Origin of the sequence: Actinomadura fulvescens (genome assembly GCF_039533225.1) — a bacterium.
In the GTDB taxonomy this organism is placed as follows: Bacteria; Actinomycetota; Actinomycetes; order Streptosporangiales; family Streptosporangiaceae; genus Spirillospora; species Spirillospora fulvescens.
In genome coordinates, this window is record NZ_BAAATD010000013.1 from 1 (window position 1) to 19,431 (window position 19,431).

At 68.5% G+C, this 19,431-nt stretch carries 21 protein-coding genes; 14 read left to right on the top strand and 7 right to left on the bottom strand.

The genetic code is table 11. The features are described 5' to 3' along the window. Positions 1 to 188: 188 nt before the first annotated feature. Together ABD333_RS36550 and ABD333_RS36555 are read left to right on the top strand one after the other, a co-directional pair. Positions 189 to 776: a hypothetical protein gene (locus ABD333_RS36550; protein WP_344547154.1), complete on the top strand. Its 588-nt coding sequence runs from the start codon at positions 189 to 191 to the stop codon at positions 774 to 776. A gap of 1,136 nt (positions 777 to 1,912) precedes the next feature. Further along, entirely contained in the window at positions 1,913 to 2,773 is an 861-nt protein-coding gene (locus tag ABD333_RS36555; protein ID WP_344547155.1) for a helix-turn-helix domain-containing protein, read from the top strand. A gap of 841 nt (positions 2,774 to 3,614) precedes the next feature. Here ABD333_RS36555 and ABD333_RS47680 read toward each other — a convergent pair. Further along, positions 3,615 to 4,112, bottom strand: coding sequence for a ricin-type beta-trefoil lectin domain protein (locus ABD333_RS47680; RefSeq protein WP_425546958.1), 498 nt, complete (start codon positions 4,110 to 4,112; stop codon positions 3,615 to 3,617). A 332-nt stretch (positions 4,113 to 4,444) separates the two neighbouring features. Between ABD333_RS47680 and ABD333_RS36560 the strand changes: the two genes are divergently transcribed. Then, a complete protein-coding gene (locus ABD333_RS36560) occupies positions 4,445 to 4,912 on the top strand; it encodes a VOC family protein (protein WP_344547156.1) in 468 nt (155 codons plus the stop codon). On the opposite strand, the gene ABD333_RS36565 is transcribed toward ABD333_RS36560, so the two are convergent. Continuing rightward, positions 4,900 to 5,325, bottom strand: a complete 426-nt coding sequence (locus ABD333_RS36565; RefSeq protein ID WP_344547157.1) for a hypothetical protein — start codon at positions 5,323 to 5,325, stop codon at positions 4,900 to 4,902. The genes ABD333_RS36560 and ABD333_RS36565 overlap by 13 nt on opposite strands. 490 nt (positions 5,326 to 5,815) lie before the next feature. Here ABD333_RS36565 and ABD333_RS36570 point away from each other — a divergent pair, with 490 nt between their 5' ends. After that, positions 5,816 to 6,322 carry a hypothetical protein gene (locus ABD333_RS36570; RefSeq protein WP_344547158.1) on the top strand — a complete coding sequence of 169 codons (507 nt, stop codon included), beginning with the start codon at positions 5,816 to 5,818 and terminating at the stop codon, positions 6,320 to 6,322. An 884-nt stretch (positions 6,323 to 7,206) separates the two neighbouring features. Here ABD333_RS36570 and ABD333_RS36575 read toward each other — a convergent pair. Next, positions 7,207 to 7,584, bottom strand: a complete 378-nt coding sequence (locus ABD333_RS36575; protein WP_344547159.1) for a hypothetical protein — start codon at positions 7,582 to 7,584, stop codon at positions 7,207 to 7,209. Between the two features lie 248 nt (positions 7,585 to 7,832). Between ABD333_RS36575 and ABD333_RS36580 the strand changes: the two genes are divergently transcribed. Then, positions 7,833 to 8,561, top strand: coding sequence for a hypothetical protein (locus ABD333_RS36580; protein WP_344547161.1), 729 nt, complete (start codon positions 7,833 to 7,835; stop codon positions 8,559 to 8,561). Positions 8,562 to 8,678: 117 nt separating this feature from the next. Next, positions 8,679 to 8,837, top strand: coding sequence for a hypothetical protein (locus ABD333_RS36585; RefSeq protein WP_344547162.1), 159 nt, complete (start codon positions 8,679 to 8,681; stop codon positions 8,835 to 8,837). A 402-nt stretch (positions 8,838 to 9,239) separates the two neighbouring features. Here ABD333_RS36585 and ABD333_RS36595 read toward each other — a convergent pair whose 3' ends face one another. Next, entirely contained in the window at positions 9,240 to 9,836 is a 597-nt protein-coding gene (locus tag ABD333_RS36595) for a hypothetical protein (RefSeq protein WP_344547163.1), read from the bottom strand. Between the two features lie 336 nt (positions 9,837 to 10,172). Between ABD333_RS36595 and ABD333_RS36600 the strand changes: the two genes are divergently transcribed. Further along, positions 10,173 to 11,045, top strand: coding sequence for a hypothetical protein (locus ABD333_RS36600; protein ID WP_344547164.1), 873 nt, complete (start codon positions 10,173 to 10,175; stop codon positions 11,043 to 11,045). A 416-nt stretch (positions 11,046 to 11,461) separates the two neighbouring features. Continuing rightward, positions 11,462 to 12,565 (top strand): NucA/NucB deoxyribonuclease domain-containing protein, encoded by a 1,104-nt coding sequence (locus ABD333_RS36605; RefSeq protein ID WP_344547165.1) that lies wholly within the window; start codon positions 11,462 to 11,464, stop codon positions 12,563 to 12,565. Positions 12,566 to 12,849: 284 nt separating this feature from the next. Here ABD333_RS36605 and ABD333_RS36610 read toward each other — a convergent pair whose 3' ends face one another. The 3 genes from ABD333_RS36610 to ABD333_RS36620 all read right to left on the bottom strand — a co-directional run bounded on the left by ABD333_RS36610 (position 12,850) and on the right by ABD333_RS36620 (position 14,642). Next, positions 12,850 to 13,317, bottom strand: a complete 468-nt coding sequence (locus ABD333_RS36610; RefSeq protein ID WP_344547166.1) for a hypothetical protein — start codon at positions 13,315 to 13,317, stop codon at positions 12,850 to 12,852. Positions 13,318 to 13,935: 618 nt separating this feature from the next. After that, positions 13,936 to 14,058: a hypothetical protein gene (locus ABD333_RS36615; RefSeq protein ID WP_344547167.1), complete on the bottom strand. Its 123-nt coding sequence runs from the start codon at positions 14,056 to 14,058 to the stop codon at positions 13,936 to 13,938. 227 nt (positions 14,059 to 14,285) lie between these two features. Then, on the bottom strand, positions 14,286 to 14,642 hold the full coding sequence (locus tag ABD333_RS36620) for a hypothetical protein (RefSeq protein ID WP_344547168.1): 357 nt from the start codon (positions 14,640 to 14,642) through the stop codon (positions 14,286 to 14,288). A 76-nt stretch (positions 14,643 to 14,718) separates the two neighbouring features. On the opposite strand from ABD333_RS36620, the gene ABD333_RS36625 reads away from it, so the two are divergent. The 6 genes from ABD333_RS36625 to ABD333_RS36650 all read left to right on the top strand — a co-directional run bounded on the left by ABD333_RS36625 (position 14,719) and on the right by ABD333_RS36650 (position 19,303). Continuing rightward, a complete protein-coding gene (locus ABD333_RS36625; RefSeq protein ID WP_344547169.1) occupies positions 14,719 to 15,078 on the top strand; it encodes a hypothetical protein in 360 nt (119 codons plus the stop codon). A gap of 110 nt (positions 15,079 to 15,188) precedes the next feature. After that, entirely contained in the window at positions 15,189 to 15,836 is a 648-nt protein-coding gene (locus tag ABD333_RS36630; protein ID WP_344547170.1) for a hypothetical protein, read from the top strand. 234 nt (positions 15,837 to 16,070) lie between these two features. Continuing rightward, a complete protein-coding gene (locus ABD333_RS36635) occupies positions 16,071 to 16,385 on the top strand; it encodes a hypothetical protein (protein WP_344547171.1) in 315 nt (104 codons plus the stop codon). Positions 16,386 to 16,389: 4 nt separating this feature from the next. After that, the gene (locus ABD333_RS36640) at positions 16,390 to 17,058 is read left to right on the top strand and encodes a hypothetical protein (protein ID WP_344547172.1); all 669 of its coding nucleotides are present in this window, start codon (positions 16,390 to 16,392) and stop codon (positions 17,056 to 17,058) included. Further along, positions 17,055 to 18,569: a type I-E CRISPR-associated protein Cse1/CasA gene (gene casA / locus ABD333_RS36645; protein ID WP_344547173.1), complete on the top strand. Its 1,515-nt coding sequence runs from the start codon at positions 17,055 to 17,057 to the stop codon at positions 18,567 to 18,569. The genes ABD333_RS36640 and casA overlap by 4 nt, the downstream gene beginning before the upstream one ends. Next, a complete protein-coding gene (locus ABD333_RS36650; RefSeq protein ID WP_344547174.1) occupies positions 18,566 to 19,303 on the top strand; it encodes a hypothetical protein in 738 nt (245 codons plus the stop codon). Before casA ends, ABD333_RS36650 begins: the two co-directional genes overlap by 4 nt. Positions 19,304 to 19,431: the final 128 nt, after the last annotated feature.

Below are 19,431 nucleotides of genomic sequence, written 5' to 3' on the forward strand. Positions count from 1 at the left end.
CACTGGCAGGCCACCACCCCCGACCGCCGCCAGCGCGTCCTGGTGCACCGCGCCGCCACCCGCACCGAGGCCATCGACACCCTGCTCGCCGCCCCCGGCCCGCTGTGGGGCGACCCCGCCGAGACCACCGTCCACGACCTGAACGCCGCCTGAGCCGCGCCTGCCTTCCGTCCCGATCCGAGACCTCCATGGCCGACATCGAGTTGCCCGAAATGCTCACTGCCGCCGCCGCGGTGCTGGAACGCACCGGCGAGATCGCGCCGGTCACGGTGACGTGCGACCGGGCCACCGTGCTGCCGCCGGTCACGATCTCGCCCGCCTCGCGCACGTTGCCCGGCGCCGTCCAGCGCGGCGTCGTGCCCACCATCGCCGATGCGATGGGCTGGCACGTGCGGAGGTCGAGCGACGAGGACGGCGTCAGCGCCTGCGGACGTGTCGGCGCCACCGAGGTGGAGACCCTCGTGCTCCCGCTGGCCAGCCACCCGGGCGACCGGCCCGGCCCGCGTCGTGCGAGCACCGCCGCGCACGCCGAGTTGTTGCGCGCCCTGGTCGATTGGTCGGCGGCCCTGCCCGTGCAGGTCCGGGCCCTGACGGTCGCCGAGCGCACCGCGACAGAGCATGCCGGCGGCCAGGACAGCAGTGCGCTCGGTGTGCGGCTCACCGTGCGCGATCACGCCCACGTCGACGCCGTACGCGCCGAGGTGATCGTGCCTATCGACCCGGACCGATGGTCGGGTCTGCGCGGCCTGGTCATGGTGCCGACCGGCCACACCTGACGATCAGCGTGGCCCGGCCGTGACCCGACACCATCCCCGTGCCGTGCTCACCGCCATCCCTTCGCCGATGAGCCCATGGAGCCGGACTGCTGCCAGGGCCTGCGTAGAGTCCCTGGCAGCAGTGGACCAATCGAGACGGCTGCTACATGTGGTCCTCCCAGGTGATGCCAGGCCTTCGAGAAGGCCTACGCCGCGGTGATGGACTGGAGGAACGCCGCGGCGGCCGCGACGTGGAACCGGCACCCGTCTGCGCTGACCTCCTTCACCACCTGGGCGCAGCGCCAGGAGCGAGTAGGAACCGGCGGCCCTGCCGCTCGGGGGTAGCCCAGCGCGGACGCATGCGCAATCCCGGAACTTCTCAGCCCCGGGACTGCGCAATCTCGAGCCCATGGGCGAACCGGCGCGTTCTTGCCAGTGCGGCCACGACGTGCTTTCATCACGCGGAGGTGCTGACCGAAAGGGTTCAGTGGTAGGACTGCACGAAGACCTCAGTCGTGTGCTTCAGTCCCCCAAGCCGAACCGATGCGTAGTGCTTCTTGCCGACCCTTGCATTCGTAATGCGAAAACGCATCCATTTGCCGAGGCAGAGGCCCATGTACTTCCTCCTGGGGGACCACCCGGGGAGCGCCTTTTGGTAGATGACGCCGACGGCGTACGTACCGTCGCCTCCGTTCCAGCAGCGGGCGGTGATCTGCAGGGTCTTGCTCCGGGCCGTGAAGTTCGGACTACTGATCGTCTTGGCGTTCCTCTTGCCGTACCAGACATTCCTCCAGCGCGCCTGAGCTTTGGCCTGTGGCACTGGACGGGCACTGGGCGCCGCGGACACAGCCGCTGGGGCACTGGCTTGCACTGGATTGGCGGTAGCCGGGACTGCAGCCACCACGCCGCTGAACATGAGTGGCACGGTCAAAGCGACGGCGGTCGCCGATCGAGCAGAGCGCATTGAGAGCTCCGTTCCGGGTGGGTGATGTCGGCGGGGCCGGTTGACCACCGCCGGACACAAGGTGACCAACCCGGCATGCGTCTCAGTAAGGTGTGAGCGCGATCGTGGGACACGAGGGGACGTGGTGGGATGTCCCGGTCTCCTGAACAGGTGGAACGCGGCAGGCAGGGCGAGGGTCCCAGAGGTCGATGGGATGGATCGGGGGCACGGGTTGAGTGTTTGGCAGCCGCTTGCGGATTCACTGGAGCCCGAGGTACGGCAGCTGACGGTGCGGCTGCGCGAACTCAAGGACGACTCGGGCCTGAGCTTGGCCGCACTGGCCCACAAGACCCCGGCCAGCCGATCCTCCTGGAGCCGCTACCTCAACGGCCAGCAACTGCCGCCCCGCTCGGTGGTCGCCGCGCTGGGTGATCTGACCGACGCCGACCTGGACCAACTGATGGCGCTGTGGGAAGCAGCCGAACACGCCCACAGCCGCCGCACCGCCATCACCGTCGACGACACATCCGGCATCAACACCGCGCCCACCAGCCGTACGGGTGCTGACGGCGCCACCGATGCCGTCCCTGCCGACCAGCCAAGCGGCGAGCACACTGCCGGTCACGATGTGTCCGCGGGCAACTCTCTCTCACGCGAACGCGCTGCCAAGCCTGTGCTGCCGGTACCTCGACGCCTGATGGTCGTAGTCGCTTGCGTGCTGTCGGCCCTCGCCCTGACCGTCGTGGTATCCGGCCTTTACGAAGGTCACTTCCGCCCTGCCGACAAGCCCTCGCGTTCGCCGGCGACTTCCCCTGCGCCACAGACACCTGCACCAGATTCCTCCGGCGAAGCCGGCGAGTCCGAGGAGGTAGGCGTGAAGATGGCCACCACGCGGCCCCCTGACCCCAACACCGGTAGCCAAGGCGGTCCCAGTGTCGAGAAGGGTCCCGGCACCGCAGGCGATCCCGAAGGCGACGGCGAACTCAGCGCCGCAGGAGAAGGCGGCTTCTGCAGCGAAGGCGACGTCGACGCCGGCAGCGAAGGTCCCTGCCCCACCGACCCAACCCTGCCCTAAGCGCTAATACCCGGCCGGATCTTCCAAGCATCGCCTGACCTGCATCTATGCAGGATGGCATGCGCCATCAGGTGGGCGGAGATCTCAACTGGGCCGTCTCGTCTCTAGCCGCAGCCGCTTCGGCCGCAGCACGGAGACGGTCCTCCGGAAAGAGGAGATGGACAGCGAGTTCGTCGAGAGCAGTTGCGATCGCTTCACGCCACCCAGCGAACGTCACGGCACTAGCAGAGTCCTGAGGCCGCATCGCGCGAACCCGCCGCAGTTCCCTCAGCGCAGTCTTCAACTCTGGAGTCACTGATCACCTTCGTTGTGACGATACCGCCCCGAGGACGCCGGCTGTCACAGAGCGTCATCAAACACAGGTGACCCTGTGAGAATTCGCGACGGTTGAATAGGCGACTCCGCCAGTCCGGGACCCCCGCTACGCACGCGCCCGCGGTCGGCGACGAGGACAAGCTGATCGTCTGGATGGCCGACGAGATCTGCCCGGTGGAGACCTCGCGGGACCGGCTGCGGGGCGACCAGCATCAACGCCAGGGACGGCCCGCCCGGCCACATCTCAAGGTCACACACCCTCTCCAGGCAACCGGCCTCGCCGCACTGGCACCATGTCCCCGGGGCGCGCGTCGAGGCGTTCCAGGATGCGGCTTGTCATCCAGGTCGTGAACGCCGGGCTGTAGGCCCAGTGCTCCTGCTGTAGGCCCAGTGCTCCTGCTGTAGGCCCAGTGCTCCTCGAACCTGGCGGCCAGCCGTTCATAGTGCTCGGCCTCACCCGCCATGCGAGTGGCCCGTCTCAAGCGCGGCCGCGGCGCCTGCGGCGCGCAGCTCCTGGAGCCGACCACTAAGCTCCCCACACATACCAATGCTGCCGCGACCTGGTCTGCACGCACCCCGTCCAGTAAACGCTCGACGACGACCCGGTATGCTCCAGGCAATAGCCTTCCCGGTTTTGATACCAACCCCCGTGCCAGCTTGTCCATAGCTGCTTGAGGTTGTTACTGTTGCAGGGATCCAGCCTTAGAATACGAGCAAATGCTGGACCTGGGCCGGTGATGGCTGTTAGGCAACCGTTCGGATGCCGGGTCCATCCCCCGTTCCATCGCTCAAACTTTTGGCCGAAGTCGCCCCAATAACAGGGGCTGAGGCCGACCAAACGGCCGCCCCCGCCACTTACGGTGGCGTCGAGGCAGAGCCCGGTAGCGACGTTCTGAATATTCCAAAGAGTTTGAGCTTCACTCGCGGCTGGTTGACCTTGGGCGTGACCCGTGGCTGGACCGACAAAGAATGTCGCCGCGAGAGCCGATGCCAGCACTAGGATGGAAGTCATCCGATGACGCATTAGGACCCCCCGCAGGTAGAGTTCGGCCCCGAATCGCCGTTTAACCCCAGGTTGCGTCGCGTTCGTCCGTTTAGATTAGCAGGGGGGCGGCTGGGATAGGGGTGCCGGTAAGGTTGGTGTCACTACCTGGGGTGCTGGTAAGAAACCTGTCATGGGCCCCAAACGACTGCGGGCCCGCCACGCGGCGATCTCATGCCGCCACGCGGACCGGGTTGGAGGTGACGCGGCGCCCGATGGCGGAGATCTCACTCGTCGGCTCCCCGGAACGCCGGTCATCCTGCCGGTCATCCGACTGATGCCCGCCGGTTCCCCTCCTGCGTAGCGTCATCTTCATGAACACCACCAAGAAGTCTCCCGAGCGCTACCGGAACGCCGTCATCTCCCACGCGATGATCCGCGGTGCGAAGGAAGCCCTCGCCTTCTATGAGAAGGCGTTCGGCGCCGAAGTGATCTTCCGCATCGACGCACCCGACGGCACCCTCGGACACACTGAGATCGCCATCGAGGGGTCGGCGCTGATGCTGAGCGAGGCCCACCCGCCCTTCGTCGCGCCGGACGAGCACGGCTCCAGCGTTGTCCTGCACGTCTACGTCGACGACGTGGACGCGGTCGTCGCGCGCGCCGAGTCCGAAGGCGCCGAGATCATCGACCCGCCCGCCGACGCCGCCTTCGGCGCCCGCGCCGCGATCCTGCGCGACCCGTTCGGGCACACGTGGGTCTTCCTCACCCACATCGAGGACGTGCCCGACGACGTCCTTGAACGCCGCATGAACGCGGAGGTCGGGGATCAGCTGCCGTAGGCGCCGCCTTGCAGCGGGCGGCTGCCGCCTGGGCAGGTGATGGTGATGCGGTAGGAACCGGAGAACGGGCCGACGGTGTACCGGTAGCCGTTGGAGCAGTCGGTCCAGATGTAGAAGTTGTTGCCGCTGCAGCTGATTGCGAACGTGGAGCCCGACAGGTACGCATCCCAGCATCGCAGTGAATCGGTTGACGGCGGTGTTACGCCGCCGCTCCCGCCGGAGGGCGGGACGGCGCCGGTCCGGGGGGCCTCACTTCGGTCGGTGAGGTTCTCGGCGGCGTAGCTGGCATCGTGGGGAGCGTGGGAGGTGGTTGCCGGGGTGGCGCTGCCGGCGGTGGCCAGGCCGGCGCTGAAAGCGATCAGTGCTCCGGCTCCCAGCCCACTGGCCAGTCCCCGCAGGATCTGTGTCCGCATCACCTCTGCTGCCTCCTGTCGTCGTGCCGCCTGCCGGGTCGGGGGCCGTGGCGCCAGTCCTGCGTGGCCGGTGCCGCTACCAGCAGCACGCGCCGGCCAGTACGCCGGTCCGCAGAAAGCAACGCACCCCCGACATGGGCCTGCAGCCATTCATGTACGCACAGTAGCCATCGGTGTTCCCGCCCGGCAGAGGGGCAAAGAACCACCTGCCGGTGAGCGATACCAGGCGCCGACGCCAGAGGGCGCCTCGGCGCGACCCGGGCGGGGATCTTCCAACAATCTCCATGCGGGGCTGTTATTGGTCGTGTTCACGTGATTACAGGTTGAGGTGTTGACCCCTTCCCCAAGGAGGAGCGATGGCCACGGGGGTGTGCGGGAGTCGTTGACCAACGTCTTCGCGGTGGCCGTTGGGGTGATCCCCCGTTCGGGGGAGGGTGTTGGTTCTGCGGCGTGAGGTACGGGGGCGGGGTGCGGCGGCAGGATCGTGGGTGTGAACTTGCTGAAGTCTTCCACGGCCGCGTGGGTCGGTGCCGCTGCCCTGGTTCCCTACGTGATGATGAAGACTTACTGGGCGTTGGGCGGGACGGCCGGCAAGCCGGCCGGTGACCTGGCGGTCCAGCTCAGGGTGAACGGCGCGCCCGAGGTGGTGGTGTGGATGGAACGCCACGGTCTGGACTTCACCGCCGCGGGGGCGCTGGTCGGGATGCTGCTTGTGGTGGCGTTGGTGGTGTCCTGGGGAGCCAGGTTGCCGCGCTGGAGTGTGTTGGTGCCCGGTTGGGCGGGCGCGCTGTTGCTGACGCCGTACGGGCTGGGCACCATGGTCGCTGCACCGCTGGGGTTCACGGTGGGCGACGCGCAGGGCTGGTCGTGGTGGGTGGGAATCGTCGGGGGCGTGGCCTTTGCCGGGCTGGGCGCGGCGCTGGGCGTGTGCAGCCGCTCCTATCAGCGGCGGACCAAGCGCGGAACCGGGTCGGCGTCAACCGCGGCGCCGGCGTAGCGCCAGCGCGCTGCGCATGTGGACCTCGCGCAGTCACCGTCGGGCTGGTCTGCGCTGGTGTGGGCCAGATGGTGGCGGCCCGTTGCGATGGCGCGGGCGGTGGCACCCGCGACCCCGACCAGCGTGACCGCTCAGCTGCAAAGGCCAGGCCGCGCCTGCCAGGGCCAAGGCCTACCGCGCGCGCAAGGCCGTTGACCAGACCGATGCCCCGAACCAGTGTGCATGCAATCGGTTACACACTGCCTACCGTGATGGGAGAGCAATCGCACCCTGCAGGGGGAGGCCGGTCTACCTGTACACAACAAGATCAACACGGCTTGGGGCCCATGACGCGTTTCTTATCGACACCCCGAGATCCCCCACAGTTCGCGGGGAACCGAAGGAACCTCAGCGAACCCGAAGGTGGCTTTGCCCCTTGGTGGGAGTCTTCGGTCCTTGGGTTCGCGGTGAACTCACAAGGGACGAGGTAGAGCTCCGCCGGATCGCCGCGCCCAAGGCGCGCCCTGGGAAGGGGGAGGGCGGTGCCGGGCCCCGCAGGCCGACATCGCCGCTTCTGGCTTGCGAAGGCGTCGGCACAGCTCAACACGCCAACGAGGCACGGCCGCCGGCCTGGCCCCGGCCGCGGCCGGGCGCGTCGCCCCTCGGCTTCACGACCTCCACGAAGACCTCGGCGACGACGAGGACCCTTACGCTCCCCGAGTTCTGCTCATCCTGTGTTCTCACCTCGCAGAGCGGCAAGAAGGGCCAGGCCACAGGCCAGAAGGGTGGCAGCCCGATCAGTCCATGGACGCGGGAACCGCGGGGTTATTTCTCAGTACGGCCGTGCGCACGCTGCCCTTGCTGACGAGACCGAGCCTGGGCCGCGTCCCGGCACGCGCCGCCCCTCAATCGAGCCGTGTACGCACGCGCACGTCTGCCAGATCTCCGTCCCGCAGGACCTGCGCGAAGGCGCTGGCCCAGGCAGTGCGCCGGTTCACACACTGATACAGGCTGGCGTCTCCACCAGCCCATTCCATGAGGTCGGCGTTGCCGGCTTCGATGGTGATACCGGGCTCTTCCTTATCGCGCCGGGCCCGTCCAGTGCCCGCGAGCCAACGGGCGAACTCAGTCCGGGCAGGAATCTCCAACCAGGCGAAGCCCGACCAGCCGGTTGGCCCGTCGTAGTCCATCCACGCTTGGCGCGCCGCTGCCTCAGCACGATCAGCCAGACGCCGGAACGCCTTCTCCTTCGCCCCCTGGGGCGCCGACTTGGTCGCCGTCATCTCACCCTCTCTTTCGACGGGAGGAGACATCCCAGGGATTCACTGAGTAAAAACCCCGCGATCCGCAAAGACCCGCACTGATCACCAGCGAGATCAGGAGCTTAGACAAGGGACACTCAGCTCCCGACCTTGGGTGATACATCCCCGAATGAGTGATAAGGATCGTTATGTCAACCTAAACGACTGGTATTGCAGGGTATTTTCGGCGGTCCACGGGAAGCAGGGTGGACAGACGACATGATGGCGTGGTGAACAGTGCAGATATGCATCCCGTTCAGATACCGGGATACGACGGCGGCCCCTTCACACACCGCCCCGAACTGCTCGACGAGCCGTTGTTCTGGCTCGGCCACCTCGCCTCGTGCGCGCACGACGAGGAGACGGACGAGTTGCTGTTCGGCGCCGACTATGAGGCTGCCAGTGACTGCCAGCGGCGCGTGTGGGAACCGGCGGACTGGCCGGTCTTCACCATCCCGCTCGCGACCGGTGCCCGCTTCCACATCGTCTACCGCACCCTCAAAGCAGATCCCGGCATCGACTACCTTCTGCACCATCCCTCGTGGGAGCAGGCCGAGCTCCTCGCCCAAGACGACGGACACTTCATGGGCCCAGCCCTGTCCTGGCCCGAGCTGCTGGCCGCTGCCGACAACTCCCCCTCCGGCGGCAGCATCTCTGATCCCCACGCGCGCCTGCTCCTTCTCCTGCCGTCATTCGGCGACGCGGCCGTGCCCAACAGCGAACCGTCAGCAGTCGAACGCCCGACCAAGGCACTGCGCGACCGCACGCGGGTCAAGGAGCCCAGAAAGCTTGCCGTCGCCCTTCTCGGCGGCCAGGGCCAGTGGGGTCCCGCCCCATGGACGACCACCAGCACCGGCGTCCGAGTGAACACGGGCAGCCTCTCCCCCCGAAATCCCACCACCGACTTCGCCCTGCCGCTCCCCCGCATGGCCCGGGTCGCCAAGGCCCTAGCACCATGAGTTGCTGAGCCAATCGTCACCCAATCGACGAAAACAGGCCGCCCGAATATCAGAGATCACCAGCAAGGTTGACGTGCGTGGGTTGGCGAACGGGGCCGGCCGATTCACAGTGAGGACGTGAAGCTTCCGGACGGGCGCGGAGTGCCCATCGAGCGGTACGCCACGCACGCGCTCGCGGCTCTGGCCGAGGGCCTGTGCCCGGATTGCCCGACCGCCGAGGCCCTGTGGCCGCGGCCGGTCACGCTGGCCGACTGGAGGGCACCGAGCGCACCCTGACGGTGTTGGAGTGCCTGCGGTGCGGTGGTGACTGGTGGCCCGCGTGGACGCTACCGACCCGTTCCGAAGCGATGATCCACGTCGCGATGATCGACCTGATGACCCGCCGCCTCACCGGTGAGAACACTGTCACCTGGCGGGGCACTTGACACCACAGAAACAGGACAAAACTCCCTCTCAGACTTAGTGACAGTCGTTGCGTCGGGTTGTTGTCAGTGCCGGGTTCACCGTTGACGGTTCCGTCGGGGTTGATCTCGATGGTGTGGGGCCAGGTGTTGCGCGCGGAGTTGATGTCAGTGGGCGGCGAGCATGCGCGGCTGCGGCGACGATGGGGATGTGTAAGAAGTGAGAGCGTTGATGGGGCAGATGTCAGCTGCTCGATGGACGCAGGCTCTTGGCGTGTCAGCCGCTGCTCCTGTGAGACCAGTCCGGGTGGTTGGTCCAAGAACCGTCACCGCCGCGCAGCTCGCGCAGCACGCTGACCACCTGCGGGTCATCGGCAAGGCTGCGGGGCACGCTCTGGATGGCGTCCGCGATCAGCCGCAGGTCGTCGGGCTCCATCGGACCGCCGTGCCGGTTGCGCAACGCCAGCCGGACCGGCTGCTTCTCACTCGGGTCCCGGACGAACAGAACCGAGACCGCCTGATCTCGTACCAGCCAGTTGAGGCCGAACACCACACCCCTCAGCGTCATGTCCTTCGCCCTGGCCAGATCACAGCGCCGGGTACCAAGCAGATCGGTGACCACCAGGACGGTGCCTTGCAGCCGGGCACGCTGGCGCAGGTAGTAGCGCCAGCAGTGAAACCACACGACGGCCAGCACGATGGGAACCGGCCACCACAGCAGCGCGAGCGCATTCCCTCTAGCGGTCCCTCCGACAGCACCGGCGCCGAAAGCCAAGGCAAGGAGCGCCAGGAAGCCGAGGTTCGACCAGCGGCCAACCCGCGTGGCCAGGTTGATCACTTCACCGTTGACGCCCAGTTCCCGTTCTTGCGCCACACGGTCCCCTCTTCGACGATCCGGCCACATTGGCTTTCATCATGGCCGAGCTGTACCGCGGTGGTGCTCCAGCGGCCACGCCTGGCCACGAGGTTGGACGAGATGTCCAGCGGCCAACCAGAGGACGATTGACATCAACTCCGCGCGAACCACTGTCACAACCCCGCGCGCAACACGCGAAGTTGCCGGAGCGCAGGCCACTGGCCCGTCAGGGGCCACGTGCAACGCGCCGCCCTCAGGAAACCGCCAGGTTGAGGCGAGCAGCCGGGGATCGGCGGCGTGCACACGAACATATTTCTGTTCTGATGTTCCAGCCTGGTTCCCTACAGTCGCTCTGTGACAAGCACATGGAGACGGCTGACCGACCGGCTGGCGGGGAAGACTGAACCGGAGCCCCTGTGGACAGAGGGCGTACCGGACCACCTCGACGTGCCCATCCATGACTGGCTGTACGAGGTGCTGTCCAGATACGACATGGCGATCCCGGTAGCAGTGCGCCTGAAATTGCCGTCCAGAATCGTCAAGAGCCGCGACCCGTACGCCGAATTGGCCTCTCTCGACGACCGGACGAACCCGATGCTGCGCTTGGAGGTCATCGACGCAACGCTGGGCTGCCTACAGCAAGCGCTGCGGGGCGGAAACTTGCAACACCTCAAGAACGCCGCTTTCTATGCCCGCCACCTGGAAGGAATCCTGCGCGAAGGCGATTCCGCTTTCACCGTTTCCAAAGACGGTAGCGGCCTGGAACGCCGGATTGACGAGACACTCCACGCCACCTATGGCAAGGCCGTGGATACCGGGGCTTCGAAGTCGGGGACGGTCGCTGATCATCTCCGCGCGGCATTCACCGAGGCGTACGGGATCAACCCCGACCCGAGTGCCGCCTACTCCCGAGCCATCAAGGCTGTGGAGGCCGTCGCCATCCCGGCCTTCCTCCCCACCGATCCCGAACCCACCCTCGGCAAGGTGCGGTCCCACCTGGACCAGGCACGCCACAAGTACGAGATGGTCCTCGCCGACAGGACGGGAGCGCCGGCAGACATTGACGCGGTCGTCGCCATGATCAGCCTGCTCTGGCACGGACAGCGAGACCGTCATGAGGGGGGACCCACCAGCGCTTCGGTGTCCCAGCAGGGCGCGGAAGCCGCCGTGCACGCGGCCGCGGTCCTGGTCCACTGGATCTCAAACGGCAGCATCCGAAAGAAATAGACGAAGGAGTTCGCTCCCTGCCGCCGTCTGGCGGTCGTGTGCAACACGCTGCCCTCTGGAAACCGCCAGTCTCGGAGCCTGGAGTTTGTCTACGTCTTCGTCTACGCGCACGTCACCGCAGCAGCCAGCGGATGAGTTGCGTGAGGCCGGCTGGACAGAGGGTGTCTCACACAGCCGCCCGCTCCGTGGGCCGCTGCTGCCCGGCTGCTCCCCCGCGCCGCCTGTCAGTGCCCGCCCCGGTAACACCCCGGCGATCACCGCGCACCATGGCCCGTACCGAGGGGCCCGTACCGAGGGACCCTTACTGATCGGGGGTAAGCGGTGGATCAGAGGTAGGTGATTACCCGGACGCGGTGTGTAGTGCGCCGAGTGCATGATGTGACCTCTTGTTACTGGAACTCTCCCAGGAGGCATCATTGCGCTCCCCCTCCCCCCGTACCGCGGCGGTTTCTGTCGCCACCGCCGCCGCACTGGCGGCGGCGCTGGCCGCGCCACCGGCGCTGGCCAGCCCACACGTACCCGCCGCCGGCGTGACGGTCGCCGACCCCCAACCGGCGCATCGGCTGGTCATCGAACAGGAACCGGTCCGCGCGAAACCCGTCCGCGTGGGCGGCCGCGCGCTGGCCGTGCCCAGCTGCAAGCCCGGTGAATGGAAGGTCACCCGCTTCCGCGGCTGCAAAGCCATCCAAGGCCGGGTACTGACGGTCGCGATGACCGTGCCGCCGATGATCTTGGGTGTCACCCACTTCACCGCCACCCACTCCTACCAGGCAGCCGCCAACAGCCGCACCGTCACCGACAAGCTGACCTGGCGCACCACCAAAACCACAATGCGCGGCGGACGCGGACCCGGCCCCAACCTGACGATCAAATCCAAATGCGAGGCGCCCTGCTCAGCGACCACCAAATTCAAGGGCGGGCTGATGAGGCCCGGCAAGACGCTGACCGGCACCATCACCTTCCACGACACCACACCCAAGGTGCACCAGACCCAGGGCACCTACCTGCTCATCTTCACCTCGACCTTCGCCCTCCCCGGCACCTACGAAACACCCTCGCCGCAATTCCGCTGCGACAACCTGATGCCCGGCCAGCGCGCCGGCTGCGTGTTCCCCGGCGCCGTCCCCACCGTGACCTCGCTGGCCAAACTGAAGTTCGTCGGCGCCAACATCCGCCGGCTGCAGGCCCGGGGCGCGCCCAAGGTGCTGCACCGCAACAGCTGGCTGGAGGACCTCAACCGCGGCCAGGTGTGCGGGCGCGCCAAGCTCCCGGCCGGATGGAAGCCCCCCAAGGGCTGGCCCAGGCCGCTGTCGGCCAAGCTCAACAAGCCCAGCTGTGACGAGTACGCCTTCGCCCGCACCGACGAAGGCGGCGCCAAGCCCGGCAACGGCTACGGCTGGGTACCACTGCGCGAAAACAACGCCCAAGGCGGCCTGCTCAGCGGCTTCTTCAAGCAGAACCGCGTCCTGGACGCCGCCTCCATCCTGCAACCCGGCGACCCCTTCCGCGTCAAAGCCTGACACCGGGAGTCCGCAACCCTGAGCCGACCCCGTCGGCTCGGCAATGAACCGACCGACGCGCGGTGCTCACCACCATGACGCCAGCGCGGTGTCGGGTCTGGTCACCTGATAGCCCCTCTCGTCGGACGGCGGCAGGGCGGAGTACCGGCCGAAGACCGTACGCGGATCGGTGCCGAGATAAGGCCGTCTATCTCGGCACCGATCCGCATGGTTCTCCCCGCCCTCCCAAGGCCCTGCAACGCCACGACACGATTCCGACGCGGATCACTAAGGTCGCGTACCCCTCACACGCACTCTTGGCCGGACGGGTACGAAGACAAGTTGCCGTGGTCGAGTAGGAAGCCCTCGTTGCAGCCGGGGCCGATGTAGGTATGCCAGGTGTACTCCCAGGTTTCGCCGGCGGCCATCCACACCGCTTGCGTCACGAAATATTTGCCGGCTGGGTTGCGCCACTCGAGACTGGCGAAGATGGGGTTTCCGGCGACCTTGGTGTACCAGACGCGGACGTAGCTCTGGGTCCCAACGGGGCCGACGTAGATGCAGACGTGGCCGTTGCCGGGTGACTGGCAGGAGGTGCCCATGGGCATGTTCGGCCGGTAGTTGGCCTTCTGGGGGACGCCCTTGGGGCCGGGGGAAGGCGTCGCGGCGGGCCTCGGCGGATCTGCTGAGGCGGCGGGAACGCCCACGAACAGGCCGCTCGCCATGGCCAGAGCCGCGCCTGTGGTCAGCAGCGCCTTGGTGGAGATGTTCATCGGCTCCTCCGACTGACCGCGTGCCGTGATCGAATTTCACGGACCTAGTCGAACGATCACGGTCCGCGGCCTCAGGTTGTACGGGGTCCCTTCGGGGGAGGGACCGGCCCTTGATCGCGGGGCCTTCATCTTCTCCTGCGACGCGCAGGACCTGTCCCAGACACCGAGGCGAATGATGGGCCCTGCGGTCTGTCCAACTGCAGCCAGGAGAACAGGTGGAATCGGTGCGAGGGCGCCTGTGCCTGCGGCGCGGGGGCTGTGACGAGGTGGCCGGACGACCCGCCCAGATCGTCGTCCACCCCAACTCACGGAAAATGCGGTCCCGCTTGACGGAACTTGGACACCTGTCCAGGTGGCCGCCCCGCGTAAGCCGCTTGCGCTTCCTCGTAAGCCGCTTGCGCTTCCTCGTTGTGACCCAAGTCACATTACGGGGGCAAAATAGCAGCTCAAAGACATGTGTCAACTGCTGCTTGCCGCGCAGCGCTCTCAGTGTGACCAGCGGAAACGCGCCAGTTGTAGGTATGGTGAGCGTCCGTACGGGCGTCGCCTGTCAGGCAACGCCCCGCACACACACGTCGGCCCCCCCAACTGTTCCTTGGGGGGGCCTTCGTGTGCCGGTCAGACGCCGTAGCGCCGCAGGACGGCCGTCACGATCGCGCCGATGGCGCCGGCGGTCACGCTCTGCCAGATCCACACGCACCGCAACCGGGCGCTGATCCAGCGCAGGACCCTCGCAGGCATCTTTGATCTCCTTTGCTCCCCGGCGATCCGGCCGGGAATTCCTCGGCCGGATCGGGGGCGGGAGATCTCGCCCGCTGTGTGTCCTAGAGGATGACCGTACCGGGCGGGCCACCGGTCGGCGACCTGATCCTCGGTGCTGTCGCGCGTGCGGGGAACTTGGGGGCAATCGGGGGCAACTACATGAGGGTAGGTGTGATGCAGATCATGTCTTGGCGTGCGCGTACCGGTCAGCTCTCCGGGTCGGGCGGACCAGTCTGCCACCGGCCGTCCCAGGTGCGGACGCTGAGGATGGTCCTGACGCCCTGCCCGTCCATGAAGAGCCACTCGCCGGCCACGCCGGGGTCGAGCGCGTCGGCGGGCCACCACTGCTCACCGCAGGTGCGGCAGGCCAGCACGGTGACGGTGCGCTCCACGCCCTCACAGTCGACCAGCGGCTCCGGCCGGGAGGTGAGCGTCGCGGTAAAGCAGTCCGGGCACAGCCCCTCGGCCAGCGACGCCTGCATGTGCGAGCCGTAGCGCTCCAACGGCACGTCCATCACGACCTCCTCCTCGTCAAGGATCGCCGACACCAGCGGAGTCGTCATGTCGGCGTCCCGTTGGGTGCGGGCCGTCCGGACTACAATGCCCGCATCCTTGAACGAGCGCTTGGTTGGAGCAAATGTGTCCTATCGCGTCGGCCAGTGGGCCACCGGCAACGTGGGCCGGCAGGCACTCAGGGCCATCATCGAGCATCCAGGGCTGGAGCTGGCGGGGGTCGTGGTCAGCGATCCGGCCAAGGTGGGCAGGGACGCCGGTGAGCTGGCCGGGATCGCCCGCCGCATCGGGATCCGGGCCACCGCCGATCCCGGCGAGCTCATCGCCGCACGCCCGGACGTCATCAGCTACACCGCCGTCGGCACGGCGGGCCGTCGCGGGGTGGCTCGGCTGCGACGGCGGAGGACGGCGGACGGCCCGGGGGCGCGGTCGACGACCTGTGCCGGATCCTCCAAGCGGGCATCGACGTCGTCTCCACCGCGCTGATCCCGCTGGTCCACCCGCCGTCGGCCGATCCGGGCGACGTCGGGCGCCTGGAGGCGGCCTGCGCCGAGGGCGGCGCCTCCCTGCTCACCACCGGGCTGGACCCCGGCCTCATGAACGACGTGCTCCCGATGGTCCTCACCGGCGTCTGCCTGCGGATCGACTCGATCAAGATCAGCGAGGTCATGTGCTACGGGACGTGGGACAAACCCGAGGCCATCGTCGGCAAGTTCGGCTTCGGCGCACCCCTCGGCCATCGCCCGCCGATCCTGCAGCCCGGCGTGCTCACCCTCATGTGGGGCTCGATCGTCCACCTGCTGGCCGAACGGCTCGATGTCGAGCTGGACGAGGTGACCGAGTCGTATGAGCTTTGCCCCGCGCCCGAGACCTTCCAGATCCCGGCCGGGACCATCGCCCAAGGCACGTCCGCGGGCATGCGCTTCCAGGTCTCCGGCGTCCTGAACGGCCGGTCGGTCATCGTGGTGGAACACGTCACCCGGCTCCGTGCGGACATCGGCCTGCCGCACTGGCCGACCGCCCCGTTCGGCCAGGCCGGCGGCTACCGCGTCGAGATCGAGGGCGAGCCGCCGTGGCGCATGGACATCGCCAACCCCGGTGCCACGGATCCGACCGTGCCCGGCACCCTGGCCACCGCCCTGCGTGCCGTGAACGCCATCCCCGCCGTCGCCGAGGCCCCTGCGGGCCTGCACACCCCGTTCACCCTCCCCCTCTTCACCGGCCGCGGCCTGCTCGGCGGGTGAGGCGTCGGCGAGACCACTTCCACTGCCGGCACGACATCTTCGGGGTGGGACCCGCGGATCACGAGACGAGGCGGGTGCGGATGAGGGCGCCGCTCTCGGCGAAGCGGTCACGGTTAGCCTGTCCGGATCCGGCCTGCCTACCCCTAGGGGTAGGAAGACACCTACCGGCAGGGGTAGGTTCGATGGAGGGGATGGAGGGACAGTCTGGTCCGCGATCACCGGGAGGCGCCGCTCATGGACACCACCTACACCGCAGCGATCGCCACGGCGTCTGATGTCGTGGCTGGCGAGTACTGCGATGTGTTGGTCGCTGAGAACGACGTTGTCGGCTACCGGGATGGCGAGGGCGGCCAGGAAGTCCCGGTGCTGGGCATGTCGGACCGTGTGGTGATGGAGGCTGTCGAGACGACGGTCCGCACGACCGATGACGACAAGCTGGGCCTGATCGAGCAGGAGGCCGAGCAGATCCTGGCCGCCCACGGCTGGCAGGTCGTCGGCCCGTGGGAGCTCAGCGACAACGCCGCCTACGCCGCGGTGCAGCGTGCCTAGGGCGATGACGCCGACCGGTACAGACACCGCCGCGGCAGATCCGGCCGGTACGCCATCGACCGGTACGCCATCGACCGGTGCGGACTGGCGGGAGCGGCTGCAGCAGGTTCGGCGGCGGGAGGCGCGCGTCGCGCTGGCACGCACCCAGGTCGCTGACGAGAGGGCCGCGGTCATCGACGCAGGGGTGGCCGCGCACCGCGCCGAGCGCGGCTCCAAGCTGGAGGAGGCGGTGCGCGCGGTCGCCGAGGAGCTCGGGGTGACGCCCAAGACGGTGCACCAGGCCCGCGCGCGGGCCCGGCGGGCGACTGCGGTGCGGGGGCTGCCCGCCGACATCCTGGAACGGTTGTTCGCCGCCGAGATTGCCGACTTGCCGCCGATGCCCGAGAGCTGGTGGCGCGTTCTGACCTGGGTGGTCGGCGGGATCGCCTTCGATCCGCTGTGGGTGGAGAACCAGCCGGGCCTGCTGCTGGCCGATGAGATCACCCAGGCCGGGCCGGACATCGGTGACCCGCAGCTGGTCGCCGATCTGGCCGAGCGGTGCGCGTCGTGGTCTCGAGCCACCGCGCTGGCAGTGATCGACCTGCTCGCTGAAGCGCCGGGCTGGCGTCCGGGTGCCTCCGAGCCGGACGGCCACGCCGACCTGCCTGAGCGCGCGTCGGAGGCGACGCCATGACCACTGATCTGGCCAGCGCACCTCCCACCGGCAGGCCGGATGCCGTGTTCGACCTCCTCGCCCGGCCGTGGATTCCGGTGCAGACCACCACCGGCTGCCAGCAGTTGCTGAGCTTGCGTGACACTCTGCTGCGCGCGCATGAGCTGGCTGATCTGGCGGCGGACGGGCCGATGGAGCAGGTCGCGCTGCACCGGCTGCTGCTGGCGGTCATCCACCGCGCGCTGGGCGGCCCGGTGGACCACGACCAGTGGGCGGCCTGGTGGCGCACCGGCCGCCTGGACGCCGCGCCCATCACCCGGTTCCTGGACGAGCACGCCGGACGGTTCGACTTGTGGGGCGCCCGTCCCTTCGCGCAGACGCCCGGGCTGCAGACCAAGCTGGTGCCGGTCGACCGGCTCACCGCCTATCCCGACCGCGGCGCTGGCGCGGGCTGGTTCGCCCCGGTGCCCCGCGAGCTCACCGAGGCCCAGGCCGCGGTATGGCTGCTGTGGTGCCAGGCCTACGACACCGGCGGGATCCGCGCCGCGCATGGCGGCGGCCGCGCGATGGGCACCCCGTCCGGCCACGCCGGCTGGAGCTCGCAGATCCGACTCTGCGGACACACCCTCGCCCAAACCCTGCTGCTGTCCCTGCCGCCACTACCACCGCCGACCGGACCGCTGACTGACCCGGACCGTGCGGCCAGCCAATCGCAGCCGCCCCCTGACGATCTGGGATGGTGGGAACGGCGCGACCCGCCGCACCGCCGCAACGACCACTCCCCCGTAGGCCCGATCCACACCTTGACGTGGGCGTCGCGGCGGATCCTGCTGCACCGCGACGACGACGGCATGGTCCGCCGAGTGCAGATCGCCGCCGGCGACGACGCCCGGCGCCTGCCCGGCGATCCGCACACCGCCCGTCCAGCCCGCAGAGCGACCTGGCGCACCGACACCGACCCCTGGCGGCTGCTGGAACTGCTCGGCGCCCTCGATGCCGCAGAGCTCCCCGACCTGGACGCCACCGACCCCGACGCCACGATCGAGCATGAGCCAGTACCTCAACCCGGCGTCCTCACAGCGGTAGCCGAACGCGTAACCGGCGGCCACCTGCCCGGCGACACCACCATCCGCATCACCCTCACCCAAGTCCGCTACAACCGGCACCGCTCCATGATCGAAGACGCCGCGCAGTGGCAGCTGGCCATACCAGCGGCGGCCTGCACACCTGGAACCACCGCCCACCGCGCGCTCACCACGATGGCCTGGACGCTGGCACGGATCGAACGCGCGGTGGTCTCCGCGACCACCGCCGCCGCCCGCACCCGGCCGCACACCGCCGAGCAGATCGCCCACCTGGCCGAGCAAGCACGCATGCAACTGCGCGCCGACCTCGACCCTGCAGTCCGCCAGGTCGCCCGTGACCCGTCACCAGCCGCCATCGACCGGCTCACCGAAACAGCCCGGCAAGCCAGCAGCCGTCACCTCACCCACGCCCTGGACCAAGCGATCCAAAGCGGATGGGGCCTATGACCAGCAGCACCCGCCTCGCCCCAGGCGTCGCGATAGGGCACATCGCCAACCAACGACGCCACCTGGACCTCGCGCTGCAAACCCTCGGCGACCTGCACTGCCACGAGCCGGACCGCCAGCGCCCAGCCACTCCCCCATCAAGCCACCACCCACGTAGCGCACCTGGCCCCGGCCGACCTCACACCCCTCGGCAACTGCTGAAGTGGCTCATCACCGCCGTCGACGCAGGCACTCCGCTCAGCACCGCCATTGCCGACTTCGACCTCACCCCGGCGCAGACCGAGGCCTGGCTCGCCGACCATCCCGACCTCGCCGACCAGCTCAAGGCCACCTGCGACCGCTGGTACGCCAGGCGCAGCGTGCCCCTCACACCCCGGCTCGCCCAGGCCGTCAACAGCTGGCGCCGCGGTGAACGCACCGCCGAGACCCGGCGAGCGCACAACGCCGACACCCGCGCATGGCGACGACAACAGGCCGCCGCGCAGCTACCCCCCGCGCGGCAACGCCACATCCTCAGCCAGCTCGCCGCCGGCCGGCCACTGCGAGCCGTCGCCGACGACGCGGGCCTCACCACCCAGGCCATGTTCGGCCGCGCCCAATGGGACAGCGACTGGCGTCGCCGCCTGGACCAGGCCCTCATGGACGGCCGGGACCCAGACCTGGACCACGGAACGACGACCACCTACCGCCACCACGGCTGCCGCTGCCCCAAATGCCGTATCGCCAAGAAGTAATCACGGTGACGACGCTGGCAGCTGGTGTTGCGACCTGCCGGCGGAGCGTCGGCCCCGCGTTCGCGGGATGCTCCCACTGTTGTGGGGGTGCAGCCCTGATCTTCGGCTCTCTGTTCGAGCACCCCCGA

Bases quoted from the DNA above. Each gene is read 5' to 3' on its own strand.
- ABD333_RS36640 (WP_344547172.1), top strand. From the start codon at position 16,390: ATGACGCCGACCGGTACAGACACCGCCGCGGCAGATCCGGCCGGTACG.
- ABD333_RS36555 (WP_344547155.1), top strand. From the start codon at position 1,913: ATGGATCGGGGGCACGGGTTGAGTGTTTGGCAGCCGCTTGCGGATTCA.
- ABD333_RS36610 (WP_344547166.1), bottom strand. From the start codon at position 13,317: ATGAACATCTCCACCAAGGCGCTGCTGACCACAGGCGCGGCTCTGGCC.
- ABD333_RS47680 (WP_425546958.1), bottom strand. From the start codon at position 4,112: ATGCGTCATCGGATGACTTCCATCCTAGTGCTGGCATCGGCTCTCGCG.
- ABD333_RS36620 (WP_344547168.1), bottom strand. From the start codon at position 14,642: ATGACGACTCCGCTGGTGTCGGCGATCCTTGACGAGGAGGAGGTCGTG.
- ABD333_RS36550 (WP_344547154.1), top strand. From the start codon at position 189: ATGGCCGACATCGAGTTGCCCGAAATGCTCACTGCCGCCGCCGCGGTG.
- ABD333_RS36560 (WP_344547156.1), top strand. From the start codon at position 4,445: ATGAACACCACCAAGAAGTCTCCCGAGCGCTACCGGAACGCCGTCATC.
- ABD333_RS36650 (WP_344547174.1), top strand. From the start codon at position 18,566: ATGACCAGCAGCACCCGCCTCGCCCCAGGCGTCGCGATAGGGCACATC.
- ABD333_RS36630 (WP_344547170.1), top strand. From the start codon at position 15,189: ATGAACGACGTGCTCCCGATGGTCCTCACCGGCGTCTGCCTGCGGATC.
- ABD333_RS36565 (WP_344547157.1), bottom strand. From the start codon at position 5,325: ATGCGGACACAGATCCTGCGGGGACTGGCCAGTGGGCTGGGAGCCGGA.
- ABD333_RS36635 (WP_344547171.1), top strand. From the start codon at position 16,071: ATGGACACCACCTACACCGCAGCGATCGCCACGGCGTCTGATGTCGTG.
- casA (WP_344547173.1), top strand. From the start codon at position 17,055: ATGACCACTGATCTGGCCAGCGCACCTCCCACCGGCAGGCCGGATGCC.
- ABD333_RS36575 (WP_344547159.1), bottom strand. From the start codon at position 7,584: ATGACGGCGACCAAGTCGGCGCCCCAGGGGGCGAAGGAGAAGGCGTTC.
- ABD333_RS36615 (WP_344547167.1), bottom strand. From the start codon at position 14,058: ATGCCTGCGAGGGTCCTGCGCTGGATCAGCGCCCGGTTGCGGTGCGTG.